The sequence below is a fragment of the Desulfatibacillum alkenivorans DSM 16219 genome (assembly GCF_900142135.1).
GTDB lineage: Bacteria > Desulfobacterota > Desulfobacteria > Desulfobacterales > Desulfatibacillaceae > Desulfatibacillum > Desulfatibacillum alkenivorans.
This window is the reverse complement of record NZ_FQZU01000012.1, coordinates 122,965-140,987: the sequence shown is the minus strand read 5'-3', so window position 1 is coordinate 140,987 and position 18,023 is coordinate 122,965. Positions and strand designations below refer to the sequence as shown.

Here is an 18,023-nt window from a genome sequence, read left to right as displayed (position 1 = left end):
GAGTATTCCCCACGCCCGTGGGGATGAACCGGAATATATCCGCGTGTACGCCCGGCAAAAGGAGTATTCCCCACGCCCGGGGGGATGTTATAGGCTTTGACGGGCTGGCCGACCTGCGGAAAATGCCCAAGGAGGTCATCACCACCCTCAAGACCTACTGCGAGTCAGGAACCTTTCAAAGAGGCAAGGATGCTGACAGCGGCAATGCCAGCATCGTCATGTTCGGCAACACCAATCAGCCCGTGGATGTCATGGTGCAAACCGGGCATCTTTTCGCTCCCATGCCGGACGTAATCCGGGACGACATGGCTTTTATAGACCGGCTGCATTTTTATCTGCCAGGTTGGGAAATTCCCAAGATGCGGGTGGAACTGTTCACCAAGCATTATGGCTTCGTGGTGGATTACCTCGCAGAGGCCCTGAGAGCCCTCAGGAAGCATAATTTCACCGAGGTCACAGACAAGCACTTCTCCCTGGGGTCGCACCTTAACGCCCGTGACAGGAAGGCTGTGAGAAAGACCGTCTCCGGCCTTATGAAAATTATTTACCCGAACGGGGAAGCCACTGCCGAGGAAATGAAGGAAATCCTTGAACTCGCCATCGAGGGGCGCCGCCGTGTAAAGGAACAGCTCAAGAAAATGGGCTCCTTCGAATACTACCACACCTCGTTCAGCTACATGGAAAAGGAAACCGGGGAAGAGCACTTTGTGGGCGCCCCGGAGATGGGCGGGCGGGATCTGATTTCATCCGATCCCCTGGCGCCCGGATGCATCTACAGCGGCTCCGTAAATTTTGAAGGGACCGTAGGGCTGTTTCGGATTGAGGTGAGCATTTCCCCGGGTACTGGCAAGCTGAAAATGGCCGGAGGAGTTTCCGGCAGCACCAAGGAGTCCATCCAGAGAGCCTTTGGCTATTTGAACTCCAAAAAGGGGGAACTGGGGATCGTCAGGGAGGTGAACACCGCCGACTTCCATGTGGAGGTTATTGACCTGCTGAACAACAAGGTTGAGTCCGAACTGGGCGTGGCGTTCTTTGTGGCGGTTTTTTCGGCCATACGCAAGAGCCCCGCCACCCCAGCCACGTTAATCATGGGAGACATGAGCATCCAGGGCAACATCAAGCCCGTAAGATCCCTTGTGGAGCCCCTCCAGGTGGCCATGGACAACGGTGCCAAACGGGCCCTCATCCCCATCGAGAATAAAAGAAACTTCCTGGACGTGGACGCCGATATCATGGAGCACGTGGATCCTTTCTTCTAAGGCGAACCCCGAGCCGCTCTTCTAAGGCGAACCCCGAGCCGCGGCCATAAAAGCGCTGGGGCTGACGTAATAAAATATGAAGTTGCTTACCCATTGTCTGGCATGCATTCTATTCTCAGGGCGCCTTCTCCGTGTGATGACCAGCCTTTTGGGGTAAAAATATGGCGGCCCCGTCGGCAAGAGTCCTATTTTCAGGCCAAATTGGTGACGGTATTTTTGACGGTATCTAGCAAAAATCGAATTTGTTACTTTCAATTATTACATATTTTTACAGGATGAATTAAATGGTCTCTCTCGCCATATTTTCAAGCACTTAACAAGACATCCCAAACGCCAAAATCACTCCAAATCGTCTTCATAGTCAACCACTTGGTCAACCGTTTTGTTTTTGTTTGCGTTTTCCAGGACTTCGGACTCTCTGGCCCCGGTTAAAAAACAGGCTTAATAAGATCGCGATCTGGACCGGCAAGCATAATGATACGTCCGTAATCTTCCAGCGGCGGGACATGCTTCTTAAGTTCTTCCTCTTTATACTTCGTAAACTTTAAAAACCTTGTTCTTTATTCCAACTCAAAGTCAGCGCCGCGGCTGAAGTAGGACAGCTTGTTGCTGCGGCCGGGCAATCCCAGTTGGTAGATGCTCCAACCGTAATCGTCTTGGACAATCCGAATCACATCTTTCATCGCCTCCTTGGAAGGGGGAGAAAAATCCGCTGGGGGTTGGATGCGGATGTTCGGCGGCTGAATTTTGGCGGCCAAATCCTCATGTCCCGCCATTTCAACACACCAGGAAAGTTGAGCCATAATCCCTTCCAGACTGGCGACAAACAGGTCCAGGATCTTCTCCACAGTGCTCAGGGGAAACCGGGTTTTTGTGGCATCTTTGATTCCTATGCGCAGGTCGTTGATGCAGGCCAGAAGGTGGTAGCCGTCCATGTAGCGATGGCGGCGGGTAAGGGCTTCCAAATCCACGGCCGCATCCAGAGCCTTCCAGCCATAGTCCAGCTTGCCTCCCAGTTTGGAGTGCAGTTTGTGATCCGGATACCATTCGGGCGGCTCTCCAATCAATTCCTTGATATACCAAGCCTTATGGTCCTTTCTCCCGTGGAGATCCATATCTTTCATCCAGGCCATCAAGCGGGAGGCGAATTCATCATCATTGGATGCCCCGCCAACAGCTTGAAATAAATCTTTAAAAAAACCGGTCATGGCCTGAATCCTGTCAGGCCCCTCTTCGCCTACATTCTCCCGCAGTATTTCCAGAAGCCGCCACTCCCGATGCAAGCGTTCAAGGGCTTGCGCCCCCCTGTGGCGCCCCCACAAAGGGATAAGAAATTCACCCATTCTTAAATGCCGAGTCTCCCTCAGCCTGCCTATCAACTGGCCATAACCCTGAGCCTTTGCCAAAACTTCCCGGGTTCCAAGTTTGTCGCCTGACACAGGCTTTCCTCTCATAGTTCGGTCGCAAATTACAAGAACAGGGCTTCCGTTGCGCACCAAGCATAGCAGGGCGTCGTATATTTGACTCCATTCCCTGCGCCAGGCATCTTCTACGCTATGGTTGGAGATGATGGTAGTCAAATAAGTCACGCATTGCCTCCACCCGCTTGGCAGACTATTTGAAATATTGCGGGCCCATTCCAATACGGTCCAGTATTGTTCGACAGTATCAAGGAGCATGCGGTAGCGCCGCCGCCCCAAAGGGAGGACCGCTGCCAAGTCCAAGCCTTGCTGGCGAATCCACAAATACCTGCCAGCCTGACGCATTCTGCGCGTTATGGCGCTGGGCATAGGGTAGCGCAAATGAGGCCAGCGCAGGAGTTCAATGGCGTCCCAGGAAACCTTGCTGGCATCAATTTCCAAAAAATTTTCCCCCAATGTGTTTACGAATCGATCGACTCTGTCCATATCCATGATTTTGGAAGGAGGCGTTTTTTCTGACCGGCCGTTTTTCCTGCGCTCTTTGAGAAGACATGTGAGGATTTCATAGCAACTGTCCTCCCACTGATCCAAAGCGCTGTCGACGGGGGCATCTGGGACGATTGCCGCCGGACCTCCGTTTTTATTTACGGGGGAAAGCCCGCATGGAAAAGCCCATGAGACGTTAAGCCATTTGTCCAGGCAGCACTCCACCCAATAAGCCATGTCGTGGCCCAGTTCCGACTTTTTAAAAGTTTGGGCCCCAACGCGCAGCAGGTGCTTATATGGCACGGGCGAGCCGTTGGCTATGGCGGAAATTATGGTTTGGGATTGGGTTTGGGACATGCTGTTCAAAGCGCTGAAAAACTCCTCCAGGATCTCGTAAGGATCGGAGAGATCCTCGGCAATTCTTTCCGCCTCATGCAAAATCGCCCAATCAATGGGATTGACCAGAAGTTCCGTTCGCTCCATCGCATCCTGGGAGAGTTGAAATTTCTTATCCCCTTGATGGGACAAGGCCCATTGCTGAAAAGCAAGAGCGGAGGACCTGTGAATCAATTCAGCTCTGTCTTTGGGATCATGGACCCTGTTTTGCGGCAAGTCCACCAGTTGATTGATCCTGAATTCATGGAGTATGTCGGTAAACTGGTCGGAGCCCTCGTCATTGGGTATCACAAGGATTATGGAATCTTGAATGGCGCTAACTTGGTGAAGAATGCTGCGGATTTCCTCCGTGGAGGTCTTTTCCGGTTCAACGCGGAGCACGTTGATCACTTTGTGAGCATGTTCATCACTGGCCCTGGTGATGCGCTGGATGTGATTGAAGTCATGTCCGTGGCCGTACTGGAACAAGACCTTTTGAGGGTTCCTTAAGAACTCGTCAAACAGCATTATTAAGACCATCTGCTGCACAAAATGATCGCAATGAAGCCGATTGGAACGAATAGTCAGCTTGCGGCCGGAGTCAATTCCTCCATATTCGCATCTTTCCACGTAGTCTCGAAATGAGCAGAAAAAGGGGGCATAGTTGAGTGTCGTCATGTTGCGGTGGACGGTCTTCTGCGTTTCGTGCTCGATGCGGATTTCCGATCTTGGATGCAAGATATCCAGCACGTGATCCAGACACACCCATGATATCTTCCGACGAAATTCATTCAGCAACGTCAGGGATAGAGGCTCCGGAAGCTGCCATGGGCCTGCCTGACGCTCTTTGATGAAGTAGGGTAAATGACCTTATTCCCTTCCCGATGATCACGCACCGGTCAACGTCATGCAATTCCGCGCAAAGAGCCCCCATTTGCATGTTACGTAAAATGCGATCCGATCTGCAATTGACCAAAAGGACTGCGTAATCAGCTCGGGGAAAGCAAACCTTCGCCCTTTCCCAGGCGCGGCGGGTGTTTCGGGGGTCATTGGCGCCAAATGCATTGACGAATGTCAGGCGGGAGCCTTTGTATTGGATCCTGGAGGCTGTCATGGCCCCTGCATCCGGGCGCATACGCCGCATTCCCTCCAGGGCGATTCGGCGATCCACCCCCAGGTCGCTGCACACTTTCAAGGCCAAGGAGACATTTTCCGCATGCTCCAAATATGAAAAACCATCCAGTATTCTATTTGACTCCGGCTCGTCTTCCCAATTCTCAACTACAACACACTCTGAATGGCGGTCTCGGGCGGCTGCGTGGATCAGCCCGGTGTATACCGTTCTTCCTGTGTAGACGACCTCGTTTCTCGGGACCGTCCCGCACAATGCCCGGCCTACATGGTTCTCCGTAGGCCCCATGACGTCCAGGTGGTCGGGGCCCACATTGGTGATGACTCCGTGTGTCGATTTCACAATGTCCAGCTCGGAAAAGGACTGAAGGACGGGAGCCAAAGCCATGCATTCCAATACAATGGCGTCTACGCCCAGTTGCGCGGCCTCATCCATGGCGCGGCACTGCTCAATGATATTGGGCCTGCCCGCCCGCATAATCTTTTTTTCAGAACCATCCGGAAAGATCCTGACGGGAAGGGAGCCTGAAGTTTTGCCATAGGTTTTGAATCCCCCCTCATTTAAACCCGCCCAGATCAGCCGGGTCACACTGGATTTCCCCCGCGTCCCGTTAACATGAATGCGAATCGGAATCTTGCCGATGTTCAAAGCGTTTCGGCGTTTCTCCATTACACCGGCCAGCACAAGAAACAGAGTGAGCAGCCCTATAATTGTCATTGGCATCATAAGTTTAAACAGCAACAATGGGGTCAAGGCTTGCGGCCTTGGGCGCCGCCTGCTTTCCAATTTTACTCTTGCTGAAGAACAATCCGGAAACCGCTATCCGTCCTGGGATAGTCGGGAGGCAGCTTCCAGCGGTTGGCCGAACGGGAGGCCATGGGGGAGCTGGCCCATCCGCCCCCTCTTCTCACGTGCTCGCTTTCCCAGGCAATGCCCGCGTTATCCTCCGTTTCGGCGCTGATCACCTTATAATCGTATATGTAGGGATCCTGACACCATTCCCATACGTTTCCATGCATGTCATAAAGACCCCATGCGTTAGGAGCGAATAACCCCACCGGGGTGGAGCCTTTCCGAAATCTTCCCGTGGAAATCATTTGATTGGTGTTGGGGTACCCTTTTAAACCGTAAATATTAGCCATATCCGAGGAGAGGGAATCCCCGAAGGAAAACGGCGACGTTGTTCCCGCCCGACAGGCATATTCCCATTCAGATTCCAAAGGGAGGCGGTAATTACGCCCTTCTTTTTTAGTAAGCCATTTGCAAAATGCGATAGCATCATTGTGAGTGATGCACGTGACCGGATGGCCGCCGTCCTGAAAAAAATTTACGTTTTTCCACGAGATTCCATCCACCCAGCCCCAAGGATTCTCAGACTCCACGCGCGCCCAACATTTCCCGCGCTTTTCAGCATCTGTCCTGTAAACCTCCTTCTTAAACTGGAGGTCTTCAACAAAACTTTTGAACTGGGCCACGGTCACCTCATGCTGGGCCAGGTAAAAACCGTTCACCTGCCTATAGACCTGATTTTCATCTTCATTCCTGCCGGTTTCCTCGGAACGGCTTCCCATAAGGAACTCGCCAGGAGGCAGATATACGAAGCCCATGCCCAATGAATTGGAGACCTTGAGCTTTTCGCTGTAATGCTCAGCCATTGCCAACCCCTGGGTATGGTTTGGCTTTTCGGTCAATAATATCCTCAACCCGGCAAATGCCCGCTGCAGGGATTCCAATTCCGCATCAGGATTATCCAATTGCATGCCGCCAGCGATTAGCCCGGCTCGTTCAAGTAGTTGGCCCGCCATGGTTGTCTTTTGTTTTAAGGCGGTTAATGCGTCCTGAAAATCATTTGCGCGTCCATCTTGCCCTTCGGTCAGACTCTTGTAATAATTCTCCGCATCATAGGCCATGGCATCAGCTTTCCGCCACGCGTCGGGGGCCAGTTTTTTTCCTCCCGTCAACGCTGCAAAGTCTCTGAGCCGAGAAAGTTGAGGAGCTTGCTCTTGCCAGTATTGATGAAACTCCTCACCCATGCTTGGGTCCGGTTTATTTTTTTTACTATAAATCAAGTAGGTTATGGATAACCCCAACAGCAGTGCAACAATGCATGCGATCCATTTGAGGGGATGCCCCGGTTTTTCATTTTTTTCTTTTGGTTCAACGATTTCCGGCTTTTTCTTGGGGATGGGATACTTGTCGAAATACCAAGTCTGTATGGATGACAGCGAGTTAAGAGTCGCCCCTAAAAAGTTCTCGTCCGGATCATAGGTGGCGTCATGCAAGACAAGGTTGCCATGCTCCCTCACTGTGTTGAGAGCCGCCACAATATTTCTTGGCAGAAACTCTTGCTTGGCCAGTCTGTTGATGTATCCATCCAACATGATTTTTCCAGGCTTGGCCTTAAACTCATGCATAAATACTGCTTTGCAGATGGCTTCCGCGCTGGTTCTGGCGTTTACAACAGCGATCCTTGGATTTTTATTCTTGGAGCTTTCAGCATTTCTGATAAGCCGATTAATGGCTTGATTATGCTTTGCCAGTTGCTCTTCGATATGGCGTAACTTCTGTGTGGTGTCATTTCCAATATCTTTGCCCAACTCGCCGAATATGGAACTGATCTTGGAATTATCCATCTGAAAGTCCTTTTTTAATGCACACTGTCATTAATGGAATATTTCAATGCAAGCCGTTTTATCTGAAAAGAATCAATGCATGACCCATTCTTGCCGATGACGCATTTAATATTATTTCGTCTTGCGAAATTAACTTACCGTAAAAGGTATCTGATTTTGAATTTTTTGTGAGTAAATGAGGTTCATCCATATAACAGCGGACTGGAATTTTCAAGATATTTTCACAATCCAATCCCGGCGATGGCAGATATTTTATTTCCTACAATTATTCACATTAAAATCCTGTCACTATGAAATATGGAAAAATATCATAGGGGCCTTTTTTTCTGAGCTTTTCCCGGATACCCCATCCAACCGATCCTAAAAAACAGACAAATTATTAATTTTATTGACAAAATAATCAATCGGCGTTAAGGCATTTTGCAAGAAACCGGCTGTTCATCCCCCAAAATCATGCAAAATTCATAGGCAAAATCCATGAAACCACGGCAATCTCCGGTAGAAGATAAGCAAATGGACCTGTTCAAGGCGCCGTCATGCCTTCAATGGGCCCACCCATTTTTTTTAGCCGGCTTCCCTTCAGGGCATGGCTATGACGTCCAAAGCCTGTTGCGTTCAAATACATAATCCTGTTCCAGGGAAAGAGCAAAAATGAACCGGGGTCCCGGCTTGCGGGACGGCCTTGAAAATCAGACCGACCCTTGCCGGGATGGCTTTTATTTTAAGGTTGTCGAAGGTCTGGAAGAGGCTTGAAGCCCTTTTACAAGAATGCGGGACGGCCTAACATTCCATCGTAGCTGAATGTTAGGCCGGATTTCGATAATCGCTTTTGGGGCGGGGTTATAGTCGCCGAATATCCCGTGAAATTTCCCCGAAGGTCTATAGGGCTTCCACGATGAAAGCATGCCCCGGACCGCCGCTGGCGCACAAGGACGCGCAGCCGAACCGTTCGCCGCGCCGCCGCAATTGGTTGATCATGGTAACGATGAGACGCACTCCCGTAGCGCCAACCGGGTGGCCCAGGCTGATTCCGGAACCGGCTGCATTAATGCGCTCCACATCCAATCCAAACTCCCGGTTGCATCCGATCACCTGGGCGGCGAAAGCCTCATTGAATTCAAAATAATCCATGTCGGCCAGGTCCATCTTTGCAAACCTGAGGGCGTTTTTCACCGCCGGAACCACGCCGAGCCCCATCACCTCAGGTTCAACCGACCCCGGGGCTGAACTTACCACCCTGGCAAGAGGCTTAAGGCCCAGCGAATCCGCCTTGTCCGCCGCCATCATAACGATGCAGGCCCCGGCGTCGTTCAGCCCGGACGCGTTCCCGGCGGTCACGGTCCCTCCTTTTTTGAACACAGGCTTGAGGCGGGCCAAACTCTCCAGGGTGGTGTCGGCCCTGGGATGCTCGTCCGTGTCAAAGGTGACGATCCCCTTGCGGGTCTTGATTTCAACCGGGAGAATCTCATCCGTGAACCATCCCGCTTCCGTGGCTGCAACAGCCCGCTGATGACTCATGAGAGCCCACTCGTCCTGCTCTTCTCGGGAGATTTCATAGCGTTCGGCGATGTTTTCGGCGGTCACGCCCATGTGGTATCCCAGGAGAGCGTCCACTAGCCCGCCGATCATAAGGCTGTCCTGAATGCGTTCTCCGTCATTGAGGCGGTATCCTTTGCGCGCTCCCATGAGCAGATAAGGCGCATTGGTCATGCTTTCGACGCCCACGGCGACGCCGGCGTCAACCTTGCCCAGCGTGATCTCCTGGGCCAGAAGCTCCGCTCCCCGCATGGAGGAGGCGCACTGCTGATGCACCGTAAAGGCGAAAGACTCCGCCGGCAGCCCTGCGCCCATGGCAATATGCCGGGCGGTGTTTCCGGGAGATCCGGCCTGATTGCACTGGCCGCAAACCACTTCCTGAATCTCCGCCTTGTCTATTCCCGCCTTTTCAACCGCTCCATTCAGGGCGGCGACCCCAAGCTCCACGGCGGACAACGCGGAAAGCGATCCCATGTACCCGCCAATAGCCGTTCTGGCCCCGCTGACAATCACAACATCTCTCATCGATTCACCTCTTCTATTTGGATTAAAACAAAAAAAACTCACCGGTAATGATCCCAAAGCCCTGCCGGGTTTGGTCAGCCGCCACAGCTTCCGGGCGCCGCCGCTCCCGGGGATAAGTCCCGGGTTGATCTCCCATAGCCCAACCGAAGCATAATCCGCGTCTCGCCGAATCAGCCGCCGCCGGATTGTTTGCTCCAGGGCGCGTTATGCCGTTAGTCCCTTGAAGTTGCGGCATTTACTAACAGGGAATAACGCAAAATTACACACTTGTCAAACACGGCTTCAGATGCCTTTCGCGTCTGACTTTTATACGGAGGTTTGGGGGATTTCGTTCGTAAACTCAATGCGCTCCGGAACGCCCAGCTTGCCCCGATAATCCTTAATCAACAAACGGCATGGGGGATTGTTTGATCTCCTCAGCATGACATCCGGGTTGGGCGTTAAGGCCTTAAAAAACACCAATTCAACGCTGGATTCCTGCATTCGCAGAAATGACAGGAAAGGCGGGCGTCGCGATTCTTTTTGTTGGGTGAACCTGCAAGGCTCTTCAGGTTTTAGAGGTCTTTGGCGCAGGATATATCCTATTGAATTTTATGAGCATCATTGCCTCAGAACCACCCAACCTACGTCTCGGCGACCGCGTTTTTCACAGCCAGGCACAATTCTGCGCGAAGCGCCATTTAAGAAGTTTTGATCAGACTTTTTCAAAAGTTCGCCGCCGGAGGCTTGCTTTTATAATCTTTTCCTTGCTTTGTCCTGGTCTCTGTCAATTAGTTGCACGGCGGTTTTGATGGTTCCTTTATCAGTGAGGTCCAGGAAGTCTTGGCCGAGTTTTATGCTCATTTGGGCGGCTTCTTTCCAGGCGGGCTGACGAATATGGTCCTTGTCCTGAAACCGGGAGAAATCCTTGCGATCCGGGATGCGCCCGAAGGGCAGCTTGTCCACGAATTCCGGGGACGGCGCCAGGATGATGGTCCGATCCAGAATTTCGCCGTCCGCCCACCGGGAGGTGCGTTTTTTGTCGAACCAACCTCTGACGGCGTGGGGGTAAAAATGGGGGTACAGGATAAATCCTTTGGATTTCGGCTTCATGGGAATGGCGGGATGATAGTCCAGCAGGCCGCCGTCCCGGTACATGCCTTTGGGAGCGCCGGGAATGTCCTTGACTCCGTGCATGATCAGGGGGATGGACCCGGTGGCCAAAAGGGCCTGGGAGAAGTTCCCCGTGTTCAGAGGCGTGAAGTTGGGCGGAAACTCCGAAAAATCCAGCACAGAGTCTATGGTGCGCGGATCGTGAAACACGGTGCGTTCGAAGACTTTGCCCTGGAGGCTGCGGGAGACGTAATTCAGGCCGAAGGCCCAGGCCATGCCGGCGATGAGCAAGGGGGCTTCCTCCCGGGCCATGAGGCCTTTGCACCGGACTGCGGAAAAGGAGAGCCTGCAATAGGGATGGGCTAGAATCTGATTGACGCCGTCCCGACCCATGATGATTTCCATGATGCGCACGGACTCGCCGGACACGTCGCTGGCCGTGGGCCGGCCCTTGTAGCTTTGGCTGATGTAGGCGTCCTTAAGGCGGTCGAAGGCGGCCGCGGAATCGTCCTGAGCCGCCGCGGTGAGCTTCCAGGCGCCGATGGAGGTTCCCATCAGTTCCAGAGGCTCGGTCCTGCCAGCAAACCATTGGGAGAAAACCGCCGAATCCAGGCCGTACAGCACCAGCCATTTGGCGGCGCCCGAGGCGCCCAGGACGGCGGAGACATCCGAGGGCTGCAGGCCGTTTTCACGTATATGATCGTAAGCGGATTTTCCGGCCAGGACCAGCAGATCGGCGCCGCCGCTTTTCATTGAGTGCGCAGATGATTTTTGAGCCATGGTTTGATTCTCCTTTGGCCCATTGTCTTACAACAAATTTGGGAAGAGTAAAACCGGGGGAAGTGTTTTAATCGATCGGACTAAATAAACCAGTTATTCATACCCATCGGGCGACGACGTAAGTAAATTGAATCTGATATAATATTTGAATCTTAAGTATGCATTTCCACGCAAAGCATGGGAACGAGAAGGCCCATCGTGTTTGGATAATTGGAGTTTTTAAGCCTAAAAAAAGATCTGTTTTTACTCATAGTTTATGGACGATTATCATTTAGGATTTCTACAATCTTTTCAGGTCGCCCCTTTTGTTGCTCGCAACCCCGGCACGATACTGCTGCGCCAGGGCCGCCCACGGCCCTTTAAATGAAAATTATTTGGTTTCAGATACTTAGATATAAATTATCACACAAAGCATAGCAACGAGACGGAGGGGGCATGGGAATGAGACATACTGCCCTGCCAGGGCTACTCAGGAAATTTTGGATACTTAGACCTCAAAATCAATGCCTTGCTTTTGAAGCAGGGCGTAGCGTTTTTTGTCGAACTGGTAAAGCTGGGCCGGGCGATAGTTTTCCTTGCGCACGTTTCCCGTGGGCGCCAGGACGCCGAATTTCAACACTTTACGGCGGAAGTTCCGCTTGTCTATGGTGCGGCCCAGGATGATTTCGCAGGCCTGCTGCAGGTCGGACAAGGTGAACTCGTCGGGCAAAAGTTCGATGCCCACGGGCTGCCAGCTGATTTTGCTGCGCAGGCGCTGGACGCCGGTTTTGATGATCTCGGCATGATCAAAGGCCAGGCCGGGCAATTCGTTGACATTCCACCAAATCGCCTTGGCGGCGTCGCTGCCTTCCTGAATCGCAATGTGGCCGGGCTGCACCAGGCCCAGGAAGGCCGTGGAGATCACCCTGCCTCGAGGGTCGCGGCCGGGCGCGCCAAAGGTGTACAGCTGCTCCATGTAGGAAAGACGGATGTTGGTCTCCTCCCGCAACTCCCGGATGACCGCGGCTTCCAGGTCCTCGTCCATTTCCACAAACCCGCCGGGCAAGGCCCAATTGCCTTTAAAGGGCTCCCGCGCCCTTTCAATCAGAAGGATCTTGAGGGCCGCCTCGTCAAAATCAATGCCGAAAACCACCGCGTCCACGGTATGGTCCGCCTTGGGGTATTTGTAGGTGTACGCCATGCCTGTTTTGCTCTTCCGCCTGAGTTTTCATGTTGATCGCATTGCATGGTTTGTACTGTACACCTTTTCGTTTCCGGCGCCAAGGACGCGTCCTTGGGCGCGTCCTTGGTCATAGAAGGAGGACTCGCCCGGTCCATAAAAAAGGCCCGTTCCGCCTTTGGTTTCGCGATGCAACGGGCCTGTGATTGTTTTCGGGGATGAGAGTTGTTTAGGCGCTCCGCATCATAAAGTCCCTTGCCAGGGCGGTTTTCATGCCTTTTTTGACCAGATCCTCGAACACCTGGGCCAGCTTGTCGCTGAACAGGGTGGTCCCCGGCGGGTCGGGCACCGGGCTGGACGCGTCGATGATCCACACCATTTTGCGGATGTACTTGGGATCGCTGAAATAATCGGCAATGTCCGCCACGGTGTTCATGACGCAATGGGTGGCCGCCTCTCCCGCCAAAAGGATTTCGTCCGCCTCTTCCAGGGTTTTGATCAGGTCCTGGTTCACCTGGGTCGAGGGATCGTTGGGGTCCGGCACCTCGGCCTTGACCGCCGAAAAATGCTCGGTCCAGGGATTATCGCCCTTGGTCACAAAACTGGCGTTAACGCCCTGGGCTTCCCATTCGTGGATGGCCTCCGCCAGCACCGGCGTGATGTTATGGCCGCCGTCGCCTATGAGGCAGTGCTCCGGCCAAATGGTGTGGGGGTATCTTCCCGCCGCTTCCAGGGCCCGCAAATACTCCAGGCTGCGCTCCTGAAAATCCGGGTTTGCCGCTGCCCATCGTCCGGCCTCCACGTCCTGTGAACTGATGAGGGTGAAAGGCTGCGGGTTTTCGCCCTGGGCGTTCTTCCACCAAATGGGGTGGGAGATATCCACCTTTTTGTGGCTGTCCAGGGTCACGTGAATATGGTTTATTTCATCCTTGATGCGGACAATCATGTCCGCCAGGCGTTTCATGTCTTCTTCCGCGCCCGGAACGTACAGGCGTCCGTTGGGGTCGCAAAAATCGTTTTGGGGATCGATGATGAGCAAGTGTCTTTTCATGGTTATTCCTCCCTTTGCCTCGCCTTAAGCCGGATAATTTCAGCCCTGAGTTCAGCCAGTTCCAGGTCAAATCCTCCCGACAGAATGGGAAACCGGCGCCATGTCTTGGGATCGAGGTTTTCGTCGTCTGCATGGAATGACGGGGCGTAGCGCTCCCTTTTCCACTGGTTTCCGCTCCACAGCGTGAAAAATTTTTCTATCCACTGATACACCTGCTCTTCCGGCCTATTGGGAAACGCGGCGCAGGTTTTAAAATAGGCTTCCGTGGGCCCTTGCTTGTCCCGGATGGCCTGCAGTTCGATGAAGTTCAGCGCGTCGTACGGCATGCGGTCCCGGATCAGGGCCCGGCCCATCGCGCGCCCGATCATGCTGCGATACCCCGCGGCCAGGGGCTCCACGTCCAGGTGGTACAAGGTTGCGCCCAAACTTGCACCCACCTGCCTGGCTGCGTTTTCCGAGGCTTGGGACGAGTTTTCCGTGGCCTGGTACATGCATATAAGCAGGCGATTTACCATATAGTCAATGGGGTCGTTGGGCTTCAGGCCGGGAACGCCCGATTTTTTGGCGAATTTCTCCGGCCAAATGCTGTTTGGGGACAAGCCCCAGGACCTTGCCGCCGGCCAGGACCGCGGCGCAGTTGTAAACCGCATTCCGATGCAGGACCGGCAATCCAACGATGACAACTATACTGGGCGTTTCCCGGGCCAGGGCGACTAAAAAGATTTGGGCGCGGTCCTGCACAAAGGGAGCGGAAAAGGCGTCCTCGCAGCCCTATCCGGTGATGCATAACTCGGGCAACAGAAGGTAATTGGCCCTAACCGTTTCAGCCTGGCTCGCGGCCGTGCAAATTCAGGCCATATTGCCTTTCCAATCCAGGGGCGTTTGGTTCAGGCTCGCCGGTGCTAGGCGTATGATTTTCATGACTGACTCCTATCCGTACAGGATTGATGCCAAGTTGCCTTCAACCAGGAAATCCCATTTCATAGGCAACCCAGCGTCATTATGGACTTACCTTGGAAGGTTTTGTTTGTTTTAGTGCAACTTGGCGTCAATACATGGCGAAGCTCTTTTTTTCGTCGGGAAAGGCTTTTTCCGAAGGCCCGGAGTAGGCCCAGGAGTCGCATGCGGAGTGGGGATCCAGGACGGCTTTAATCTGCTTGATGTATAGGTGGTAGTCGCCGCAATGGGGGCCGAAAAGCTCGTTCATGGGGCCTCCGAAGGCGCCCAGGGGCAGGCCCAGGGCGTTATCCACGGCGCCTTTTGCGCCGGCCTCCACGATTTCCTGCACGGCCTGGACCGATTCCTCTTTATGGGAGGAAAACAGGCCGATGCCTTCCAGGTAGCCCAGGTGGCCGGATTCAAAGGTTCCGCCGCAGCCGAGGTCGGCGCCGTCGGCCACAATGGCCCCCTGGTCGATGGCGGGCTGCTTGATTTTTGCGATGAAGTCGCTTTGTTCAAAGCCCAGGTCCCAGGTGTCAAAGGAGCCCACGGACGTGAACATGCAGGAGGAGGGGCGAAAGCAGCCCTGCACATTGTTGACGTGGCGCAGCAGGAGCTGGAACATGCTGCTTTGCATTTTTTTGCGGGTTTGCTTTGGGATGGGCACGGCGTCCAGCATTTCCTGGATCAGAGGAATTTTTGAGGCCAGGGCAAGGGGGTTACCAAGGACTTGGGCCAGGGGTTTCAGGAGGGGAAGCAGGCTGGCCGGCGGGTCCAAAAGGGGAATTCTGAGCCCGTGGTTTTCCTTGGTAATCTGCTTGAGGGCCTTGACCTTCCATTCAAACTCCCGCTGGGAATGGCCGTGGACGCAGACCACCAGGGCGAACTGGACGACCTTTTGAAACAAGCCGGTCTCCCAGATTTTTTTCAGAGTGAGGTTGTCGTCCGTAAAGCCCATGGACATGAAAAAGGCGGGCAGCCGGAAGTCCGCGTAATTGCATTCGGCCTCGCCCAATTGATACCCGGCGTCGCAGATATTCTGCTTGGAGGGAAAGGTCAGCACGAAAAATTCCGTCTTGGGCAGGGGGGTTTCCAGAAAATAGCGGGGCGACTTGCCCGAATGCTCCACCTTTTCGGGGCCGTCCCAGCGGTAGAGTTTGACTCCGCATTTGGTGAAGGTTCCCAGGCTGCCGAAGGTTCCGTGAAAGCCGCGAATCAGCCCCCTGACGCCAGGGCCGGGGCCGTCCATGCAATACCAGCCCTTGCCCTCCCCCGCGCTGCCGAACTTGACGATCTCGCCTGTGGGCGTCACCCATTCCAGGCCCATGAGGTTCCGGGCCGAATAACCCATGGACGCGCCGGACAGGCCGTACCCCCAGGCTGCGGCGGCGGAGGCCAGGACCGAGTGGTTGCTTCCGCAGGAAACCACGTGCACGTTCAGGCCCTGCTTCCATAGTTCGGTCTGGAGGTCGATGGCCCGCACGTAAGGTTCTATGACGGCGATCTGATTTTTCGCGTCTATATCGATGATTTTGTCCATGCGCTTCAGGTCCAGAAGAATGGTCTTGCGGGACCCGGCCGCGCTGGAGGCGATCCACCCCGTGGAAAAGGACTTGATCATGAAGTCATGGCGATTGCAAAACTGCGTGACCTTGGCGATCTCCCCGGCGGTTTTGGGCATGACCACAGCCGCCGGCCTTGGCGCCCAGACCTCGCGCTCCGGGTTCAGGGAGGAGGAGTTGTACCACACCGCATAGGCGTCCCGGATGCATTCGTCCGCAGCCGCCCATTGAGGGCCGACAATATCCTGCAGTTCCTGGAGTTGGTCTTGGTTCAACATGTTTGTTTCCTTGTTTATTTTTTTGTCTGGCAAATCCTCAAAACGCCAAAAGAACGCAGGGCAAGCCCTGAAGCTACATTGCTATAAAGATTGAATTCGATATTCTGCGAATACTGAAAAATTCAAAATCATTATGTTTCTTGTAGTTCTGTATGCATTCCCAAACAAAGCATGGGAACGAGCTCTTAACTGAGGCCTGCCGCCCGCCGGAACTGACTGGTTTCCATAATCTTCTCAGGCCGCACCTTTTGTTCTTACGTACCCAGGCAAAAAAAGCCTTGCCTGGGCCGCCCTGCAGAAGGCGCCCACAGGGGGGCTGCATTAAGCCCTTGGCTGTTGGGCGTGATCCTTATTCCAGAAGCCCAGGAGGCCTTCGGGGTCGAAGAGGTCCTGGGCCAGGCCCATGAGCTTGTCCTGGCCGGGATTGACTCCGGTTGCAAAGGCCCGGGCCGCGCCGTAGGGTCTCGAAAAATAAGCGCCGGCCTCAAACAGGTTGCGGCAAAGATCCTGCTCCAGGGATTTCATGACGGAGACCTCTTTTTCGTCCGCCGGGTTAAAAGGGACCGTCAATTCAAAATGACAGGCGTGGTTCTGAACCACCGGCTGGATGTACACTCCCCCCAAATCCCTGTTTACGCCCGCCCTGTCCAGGGCTTCGTGAAAAGTTTCCAGATGCCTGGAGGCCAAATTCAGGGTGGACAGGAATATGACTGACAAGCAATGCCCTTTGAGGCTGCACCGCCAATCCCGGACGCCGCAGACGGAGGTAGCCGTCCGGAAAAAATCGGCGGCGGAGATATGGCCCAGGCCTTCTTCCAGGGCCAGGCTGTTTAGACGGGCCAAGTCCCTAATGTCAGCCTTCTGGTATTCCAGTCTTTCTTTTGGAAGGCGTTCGAATCCGGCGATGTTCTGCAGACACGCGAACTCGGGCAGGCTTTTGCGAATTCGCTCGAAATCATCCGGCGCATCATGGCTCATGAGCATGGCGGCGGCCGTGCGGTTGAGGAGAAAGGAATGCTCTCCCAGCCAGGGCCGCTGCACTGTGTAAACGTAGGGGATGAGGCCGTCCAAATTTCCTCCCAAAACCCAGGGCTCCTGGAGGGACGGCGCCAATTCCGTGCGCAGGCTGATCCAGGTTGCCACGCCGAAGCGCCCCTGCCCGCCCATGACCACCCGCTGAAAGTCAGACTGGCCCGGCCCGAGAGGGGATTTTTGCGCGCCTTTGGACTTGCGCTGGGCTTCCAAAGAGCCGGGGCCTCCGGCGGCGCCCGTGCGAAACAGGCGTCCATTTCCGAACACGATCTCCGTGCTGGCCACCGGGTCCTGGTAATCCCACTGCTTGTTGGGCCAAGTGGAGGGCTCGCGATCCAATACGGCCGACAGCACGCTTTTTCCGCTTCGAGGCGCCAGGGGCATGGGCAGGGTCATGCCGTGGGGCTCAAGCGCCTCCTGTAACTGGCCGTAAGTCACGCCCGGCTGGACGATGCACACCCGGTTTCGCCGGTTGATCCAAAGAATTTCATTCCAATGAGAAAGATCCAGGGCGACATGGGGTTCCTTGCGTTGGATGCCGCCCCGGATGCGGGGGCCGATGGATGAAACCGGAACCATCTGGGTTGTCCGGCTCTTGAAAAGGGCCTGAAGATCGGAAACGTCCTTGGGGCGAACCACGCCCATGGGAGGAGCGCATTCCTCCAAAAGCGGGTTTTGTACGATATAATCTGATAGGATCTCAGGATCGTCCTCGACGCCGCCGGAAAACCCGGGGGCGGCTGCAATGCTTTCTTTATCCATG

Annotated in this window: 11 protein-coding genes; 1 reads left to right on the top strand and 10 read right to left on the bottom strand. The window is 54.2% G+C overall.

The window, feature by feature from the left end:
• Window positions 1-1,259: BREX system Lon protease-like protein BrxL (locus BUE18_RS12050; protein WP_280173697.1), on the top strand; the 1,259-nt coding region annotated here is incomplete at its 5' end.
• A gap of 560 nt (window positions 1,260-1,819) precedes the next feature.
• Here the strand turns inward: BUE18_RS12050 and BUE18_RS12045 are convergent.
• The 10 genes from BUE18_RS12045 to BUE18_RS11995 all read right to left on the bottom strand — a co-directional run bounded on the left by BUE18_RS12045 (window position 1,820) and on the right by BUE18_RS11995 (window position 18,022).
• Complete coding sequence (locus BUE18_RS12045; RefSeq protein ID WP_073475990.1) at window positions 1,820-4,306, bottom strand: hypothetical protein; 2,487 nt, start codon at window positions 4,304-4,306, stop codon at window positions 1,820-1,822.
• A gap of 22 nt (window positions 4,307-4,328) precedes the next feature.
• Window positions 4,329-5,390, bottom strand: coding sequence for a poly-gamma-glutamate synthase PgsB (gene pgsB / locus BUE18_RS12040; RefSeq protein ID WP_170868338.1), 1,062 nt, complete (start codon window positions 5,388-5,390; stop codon window positions 4,329-4,331).
• A 71-nt stretch (window positions 5,391-5,461) separates the two neighbouring features.
• The gene (locus tag BUE18_RS12035; protein WP_073475986.1) at window positions 5,462-7,306 is read right to left on the bottom strand and encodes an SUMF1/EgtB/PvdO family nonheme iron enzyme; all 1,845 of its coding nucleotides are present in this window, start codon (window positions 7,304-7,306) and stop codon (window positions 5,462-5,464) included.
• Window positions 7,307-8,185: 879 nt separating this feature from the next.
• Window positions 8,186-9,367, bottom strand: a complete 1,182-nt coding sequence (locus tag BUE18_RS12030; protein WP_073475984.1) for a thiolase family protein — start codon at window positions 9,365-9,367, stop codon at window positions 8,186-8,188.
• A 732-nt stretch (window positions 9,368-10,099) separates the two neighbouring features.
• On the bottom strand, window positions 10,100-11,239 hold the full coding sequence (locus BUE18_RS12025; protein WP_073475982.1) for a hypothetical protein: 1,140 nt from the start codon (window positions 11,237-11,239) through the stop codon (window positions 10,100-10,102).
• A gap of 487 nt (window positions 11,240-11,726) precedes the next feature.
• Window positions 11,727-12,419 (bottom strand): NUDIX hydrolase, encoded by a 693-nt coding sequence (locus BUE18_RS12020; protein WP_073475980.1) that lies wholly within the window; start codon window positions 12,417-12,419, stop codon window positions 11,727-11,729.
• A gap of 208 nt (window positions 12,420-12,627) precedes the next feature.
• Window positions 12,628-13,449 (bottom strand): cysteine hydrolase family protein, encoded by an 822-nt coding sequence (locus BUE18_RS12015; protein WP_073475979.1) that lies wholly within the window; start codon window positions 13,447-13,449, stop codon window positions 12,628-12,630.
• 2 nt (window positions 13,450-13,451) lie between these two features.
• Window positions 13,452-14,048, bottom strand: coding sequence for a hypothetical protein (locus tag BUE18_RS28295; protein WP_211482802.1), 597 nt, complete (start codon window positions 14,046-14,048; stop codon window positions 13,452-13,454).
• Between the two features lie 449 nt (window positions 14,049-14,497).
• Window positions 14,498-16,228: an FAD-binding oxidoreductase gene (locus tag BUE18_RS12000; protein ID WP_073475974.1), complete on the bottom strand. Its 1,731-nt coding sequence runs from the start codon at window positions 16,226-16,228 to the stop codon at window positions 14,498-14,500.
• Between the two features lie 321 nt (window positions 16,229-16,549).
• The gene (locus tag BUE18_RS11995; RefSeq protein WP_073475973.1) at window positions 16,550-18,022 is read right to left on the bottom strand and encodes an FAD-binding oxidoreductase; all 1,473 of its coding nucleotides are present in this window, start codon (window positions 18,020-18,022) and stop codon (window positions 16,550-16,552) included.
• Window position 18,023 lies beyond the last annotated feature (1 nt).